Origin of the sequence: Vibrio sp. V30_P3S12P165 (assembly GCF_009904905.1) — a bacterium.
GTDB classification, from domain to species: Bacteria; Pseudomonadota; Gammaproteobacteria; order Enterobacterales; family Vibrionaceae; genus Vibrio; species Vibrio fujianensis.
In genome coordinates this window covers 45574-51830 of sequence record NZ_WXWH01000053.1, presented here as the reverse complement: position 1 = coordinate 51830, position 6257 = coordinate 45574, and the positions used below count along the sequence as shown (strand labels likewise).

At 43.2% G+C, this 6257-nt stretch carries 5 protein-coding genes; 2 read left to right on the top strand and 3 right to left on the bottom strand.

The window, feature by feature from the left end; genetic code table 11:
• From CAG57_RS10695 to betB, 3 genes are all read right to left on the bottom strand, one after another.
• On the bottom strand, positions 1 to 153 hold a 153-nt coding region (locus CAG57_RS10695), incomplete at its 3' end, for a helix-turn-helix domain-containing protein (protein WP_161433708.1).
• Between the two features lie 254 nt (positions 154 to 407).
• Entirely contained in the window at positions 408 to 1625 is a 1218-nt protein-coding gene (locus tag CAG57_RS10690; RefSeq protein ID WP_161426833.1) for a BCCT family transporter, read from the bottom strand.
• Positions 1626 to 1871: 246 nt separating this feature from the next.
• On the bottom strand, positions 1872 to 3326 hold the full coding sequence (gene betB, locus CAG57_RS10685) for a betaine-aldehyde dehydrogenase (protein WP_099611357.1): 1455 nt from the start codon (positions 3324 to 3326) through the stop codon (positions 1872 to 1874).
• A 383-nt stretch (positions 3327 to 3709) separates the two neighbouring features.
• Between betB and CAG57_RS10680 the strand changes: the two genes are divergently transcribed.
• Both CAG57_RS10680 and betA read left to right on the top strand, forming a co-directional pair.
• The gene (locus CAG57_RS10680) at positions 3710 to 4447 is read left to right on the top strand and encodes a FadR/GntR family transcriptional regulator (protein WP_099611356.1); all 738 of its coding nucleotides are present in this window, start codon (positions 3710 to 3712) and stop codon (positions 4445 to 4447) included.
• A 59-nt stretch (positions 4448 to 4506) separates the two neighbouring features.
• Positions 4507 to 6168 carry a choline dehydrogenase gene (betA, locus tag CAG57_RS10675; RefSeq protein ID WP_099611355.1) on the top strand — a complete coding sequence of 554 codons (1662 nt, stop codon included), beginning with the start codon at positions 4507 to 4509 and terminating at the stop codon, positions 6166 to 6168.
• Positions 6169 to 6257: the final 89 nt, after the last annotated feature.

Sequence of the window (6257 nt, the reverse complement as noted above, 5' to 3'; positions counted from 1 at the left end):
TTTTGCTCGTTGCGCGTAAGAGGGCATCTGATGCTGCTGCAAATGATGTTTTACGGTATTACGAGAAATGCCTAATTGACGGGCAATGTTACGAATGCTTTGGCCTTGTGCAAAGCGAACATGAATATCCACAAATGTCTCCTTGGTTAACATAAATCACCCGTATAAAAAATAAACGGATGATACCAAGTGGATCAGTTTTCGATGATCGTTAGTGGATCAGTTTTGCATGATCGGTGACAATTGGGAAGATCACATACAAAACTTACCTGATAGATTAAAACCTCACAAATAATTTTGTGTAGTGGTACAGAGAGCCCGTTTGATAAAATGCCCTAGATGAACGTTCCCTATACTTTCCTGTAAGCAAAGGGTAAGGGGGAGGCTCATGGCCTCCTTGTCAGTTTCTAGTTAACCAGTTCAATTTTGTGGAAGTCTATTTTGTTCTCTGCTGGTGATGAATCAATAGCTGCAACTTTACGATAATGCGAAACCAAAATATAACTAAAGCAGGCCAGCACAAGTGCTATAGCTAGTGCCCCTACCCACTGGATCTGCAGAAAGTCCAGCTTAAAGAGTAGAGTCAGGCCGCTTAGAAAGGTGATATTCCCAACGACATATTTCACTTTACCGAAGCGCTTGACAGTCAGGTTCAAGTTGTCGGTATACAGGCGAACCAGTGAATCAAGCGAGTTAATCACAAAAGTCACACCAACAAATACCATCGCTAGGTTATAGAAGCTAGAAATAGGGATAGCGTTGGCGCTGTAGTAATAAAGAACGCTAAACCAGATAGCGATGGGTATTGACGGTAACACCATCATCGCAATTAGCACTTGATAGGTACGCATACCGCCGACAAAGCGGGAGGTAAATTGACCGATCATGATACTCCAGGCAAACCACCAATACAGATAAAATTCATGGTAGTCATTAATTGGCAATATGAAATGCTCTAAGTTGGTAAAATAGTCTCCCAACAGTGCGATCGTAGTAAAGAACTCACCTACATTAGACGTTTCAGACAGAAAAGCGGTGCTCCACATCATGACAATTAGTGATAAAAACAACCAACTACTACCCAAACTCAACACTCGCACATAGCGAATGCTGGTACTAGAATAGACCGAAATAGCAATCACTGCGAACACAACCAGGTAGAAGGTACCGACGATACTCTCGCCATCGCCAAGCTCTGGCAGGTACCACGGTAAGTTAGCCAGTAATAGATAAGCCGTGAATGCAGAAGTGCCAATGATCACTAGGTTGTTGATGAATTTAACTAACGGGATCTCAAAAAACTTAACTCTCGGTTCAATCACGCAAAAATAAAAGCAAGTTAGAAAATAGAACGCCCAAATAAAAAACGCCCAGAAACCAAACTCAATCGCCAGAGGATTACTGAACCCGTACTCTGGATTGGTTGCAAGGTCGGCGTAACCGGCAAACTCTGTTAGCGGGAACATAATCAATCCCACATCTAGGCCAGATGTAAATAGAATAGCAATGAAAGCAAAAGTCCTGACCGGTGTGACACCGACACACTTCATGTTCCCCCATCGTAAAAGAACAAAGACGATCGTAGAAAAAGTAAATAATATCCCGATGGATAACCAAATGGTCATTACCTGGACTCCTTATTATTGAGATGAAACACAATTTATTCCTTATTATGTTTTGTTGACCACACCTCAGCCGTCAGTGACAGACCATGTATCATCAGGCCTTAAGTATCGTGCGGACGATAATTAAAACCTGAGCAACTGGGCTTGGCGAATTAAGCCGTTTGCGAAAATCGCTCAGGCTGATATGAAATAGAATAAGAAGAGAGTAGCTAGGCATAATCCCTTCTTTTGCTTGAGTGGCATTGTCTATTGATATGGTGATCCCAGATCTTTTAATGAAATTAGGACACTTTTAGTTTGGGTATAACTGTTGAGCGTTTCCGGGCCATTTTCACGGCCTACACCGGATTGCTTATATCCACCTACGGGCATTTCGGCCGGAGAGTCTCCCCAGGTATTAACCCAGCAGATACCGGCTTCAAGTTGTGCTATAACACGGTGAGCTCGCGATAGGTTCTGAGTAAACAATCCAGCAGCCAAACCATAATCTGTATTGTTGGCGCGACGGATTACTTCGTCTTCATCAGAGAAGCGCAATACAGACATCACTGGACCAAAAATCTCATTTTTGACATGTGGCATGTCATCTTCACAGTCCGCGAATATCGTGGGTTGCACGAAATTACCTTTATCTAGTGGGGCCTGAATTACGCGCTCACCGCCCGCAATTAAACGTGCACCGGCTGCTTTACCTTGCTCAATAAAATCAAGAACCTTGTGCATATGTTCAGTAGAAATGAGTGCTCCCACCTGAGTCTGCATGTCCATCGGATCGCCGATGATCAGCTTCTTAGTTCGTTGGGCTAGGCGGGTGAGAAATTCGTCATAGATATCATCGTGAACAAAGACTCGCGTGCCATTGGTACAGACTTCTCCTTGAGTATAAAAATTTGCCAGCATGGCTCCGTTGATGGCACTTTCAAGATCGGCATCAGAAAAAATGATCAGCGGGGATTTGCCACCCAACTCCATTGTTACTTGCTTCAATGTTCCTGCCGCGTCTGCCATGACCTTCTTACCGGTTGAACATTCACCAGTAAAAGACACTTTTGCGATCTCAGGGTGGCGGGACAGCATTTGGCCCACACGGTAATCCCCCTGAACAACGTTGAAAACGCCATCAGGAACTCCGGCCTCAGTAAAAATCTCAGCTAATTTGATAGCGGTAAGAGGAGTCTCTTCTGATGGTTTGAAAATCATAGCGTTACCAGCTGCTAACGCTGGTGCTGATTTCCACATCGCTATCTGCATGGGATAATTCCACGCCCCTATACCGGCGCAAATCCCAAGAGGCTCCCTACGAGTATAGAAAAACTGGTCTTTTCCCAGTTCTTGCTGTTGCCCCTGAAGGCCTGCGGCTAAACCGGCGTAATATTCGATAACATCCGCGCCCGTTGCGATATCTACTTCAATCGCTTCCTGAAGTGGCTTTCCTGTGTCTTGAACTTCTAACTTAGCCAACTCATCATTCCGTTCTCTTAAAATGGCAACGGCACGCATCAAGATTCGCCCTCTTTCAGCGCCAGAAAGTGCGGACCACTGCAGGAAGCCTTTCTGTGCAGAGTCGATAGCTGCTTCTATATCCTGCTCTGAGGCTTGATCCACCTCACTCAGAAGCTTTCCTGTTGCAGGGTTATACGTCCCAAAACTCTCTCCAGAGGTGGCGCAAAATTCTTTTCCGTGAATATAAAGTGATGTCATATTGAAAAAAGTTCTCTTTGTTAGATGTTTAATTACTTTTGCATATCAGAAGCGATAGATCAAATTCAATTGGTTTGAACTCAAATAAATTAAAAAGAAATCAAAAAACTTTCAACTTATTGTTTTATAATGTTTTAATTAATATTTTCGGTAAAGTTTACCCATTAAATCATTAGCGGACAAACCTTTCGTTTTGATGGCTTTTTGGTGGCATAATCCAATAAAGATCAATAAGTTAAATACGCCAATCAATTAAGGTAGTACCAATAATTTAAAAAGTTTATGAAAATTAGCCAACTTGAAAGATAACCAGCTTTATTGTTAGCCTATTGGTAGTACCAATAGGCTCGTAGCAAACGATATAGATAGATATAGGTAACAAAGTGACAAAAAAATCGACAGTAGAACGTTTGTTTACGCCAGCTCAGATTGGGCGGGCAAGTGAGGATATCGCTCTTCAAATTGAGTCTAGAATCCTAAATGAAACATTACTTCCTGGAGACTGCCTTCCAAGCGAAAGGGAGTTACAAGTTCAGTTTGAAACCGGGCGGGGTGTTATCAGGGAAGCGATTAGAGCTTTGAAACAAAAGGGACTGATTGAAATACGTAAAGGCCCCAAAGGTGGGGCATTTATCAAACAAATAGACGTTTCTAATATCAGCGAATCACTTGCCTTGTTTCTTAAGCAAAAACGCATTGGTGCTAATGAAATTGCAGAGTTTAGGGAAAGTATAGACCAGAGCATTGCACTGTTAGCTATGTTACGTGCAACTCAAGAACAGAAAAAGCGTATGTTGGAGCTAATTGACCGTTTGGAGCTATCCAGCGCTCAAGAGCCTCTGAACTTTTGTGACCTTGCAGAAACAGACCGAAAACTCAACTTGTTGTTGGCTGAAATGGCGAACAACAACGTTTTTGAGTGGGTGATGCATGCGATGCAGCAGGGTTTTGGTTCTTACGATAACAATCTTTATTCCGATCGTGATTTTTTGAAGAAAACAGTAAAAAACTGGCGTTATACAGCGGAAAAAATAATCGATAAAGAACCACTTAAGCTGCAGGCGTCGATTAGCCAACACTACTTATTGTTACAAGAGTGTTTAGACCGAAGCTCTAGATAAGAATTCATTTTAAACCGGAAACAGACAAATACCGGCACAGAAAAATAAGAGGTAATTAAATGGCAAAGAAGACTTTCGATTATATAATCGTGGGTGGGGGTTCGGCTGGTTGCGTATTAGCAAACAGATTGAGTGCAAATCCTGAAAATAAAGTATTGGTATTAGAGGCGGGTCGCCCGGATTATCGGTTTGACTTCCGTATTCATATGCCAGCAGCACTAACTTACTTGCTAACAGATAGTACGTATAACTGGCTTTATGAATCAGAGCCTGAGCCACATATGCACAACCGTAAAATTGCTCAACCAAGAGGTAAGGTACTTGGTGGTAGTAGTTGTATTAATGGCATGATCTATATTCGCGGAAACGCAATGGATTATGAAAAATGGGGTCGTGAAAAAGGTCTGGAAAACTGGGACTACAAGCACTGCTTACCTTACTTCCGGAAATTTGAAACCCGCCTAAAAGGGGCCGATAAATATCACGGTGACAACGGTCCGCTTGCTATTTCAACTGCTGCTTGTAATAACCCACTGTTTGATGCATTTTTTAAAGCAGCACAGGAAGCGGGTTACCCGTTAACCGATGATGTTAATGGCTATCAGCAGGAAGGCTTCTCTGCATTTGACCAAAACATATATCGCGGCCGTCGATTAAGTGCTGCCCGTGCTTATCTGCATCCGGTAAAGCATCGTAAAAACCTGACTGTACTAACGGGTGCAACAGCTAGCCGTATCCTATTTGATGGTAAAACTGCAATCGGTGTCGAGTTCAAACGCCGTAAGAAAGCCCGCACGGTTTACGGGAAGGAGATTATCTCATGTGGGGGGGCCATTAACTCACCTAAGCTTTTACAACTTTCTGGTATAGGCAATGAGGAAGAGCTTAGCGCGTTAGGAATCAACCCTGTTCATCATTTGCCTGGCGTTGGCGAGAACCTTCAGGATCATCTTGAACTCTATGTTCAGTACACTTGTAAAGAACCTGTTAGTCTTTATCCTGCACTAAAATGGTATAACCAGCCTAAAATAGGCTTCGACTGGTTGTTCCGACGTAAGGGAGACGCCGCGACAAACCATTTTGAAGCTGGTGGGTTTATACGTAGTAATGATGAAGTCGCTTATCCGAATCTGCAATATCACTTCCTTCCACTGGCAATTCGTTATGATGGAAGCGCACCGCGGGATGGGCATGGTTTTCAACTACACGTTGGACCGATGAATACTGATGTTCGCGGGCATGTTAAAATAAAGTCAAACGATCCGGATCAGAAGCCCGCTATTCTGTTTAACTACCTGTCAACAGAGCAAGAACGCAAGGAGTGGGTTGAAGCGATTCGTTGCACCAGAAACATTATTGAACAGCCCGCTTTCGATCATCTGCGTGGTGAGGAGTTAGCTCCGGGACCTTCAGTTCAAACTGATGAGGAAATTCTGGATTTTGTTTCCCGCGATGGCGAAAGTGCGTATCATCCAAGTTGTACCTGTAAAATGGGTTATGACGATATGGCTGTAGTGGACGCTGAGCTTAATGTTCATGGTGTTAAAAACCTGCGCGTGGTTGATGCCTCTATCTTCCCGGCAATAACCAATGGCAACCTTTATGCTCCCACCATGATGGTAGCAGAAAAAGCAGCAGATATAATTCTAGGTAATTATACTGAACCAGCAATGGAGGTTGAGTTTTATCAACACACCCAGAAAAAGCATACCGCAGCATAATAAAACTTATCCTAATAGGGCCTAAGTCTTTTCCCTCTCCGTACTACTAGCTTTTTATTTAGGGAGGGGGATGATTTCACGGTTACAAG

What these genes read in the sequence shown, in the direction of transcription:
- CAG57_RS10690 (WP_161426833.1), bottom strand. Translation starts at nt 1,625, where the DNA reads ATGACCATTTGGTTATCCATCGGGATATTATTTACTTTTTCTACGATC.
- betB (WP_099611357.1), bottom strand. Translation starts at nt 3,326, where the DNA reads ATGACATCACTTTATATTCACGGAAAAGAATTTTGCGCCACCTCTGGA.
- betA (WP_099611355.1), top strand. Translation starts at nt 4,507, where the DNA reads ATGGCAAAGAAGACTTTCGATTATATAATCGTGGGTGGGGGTTCGGCT.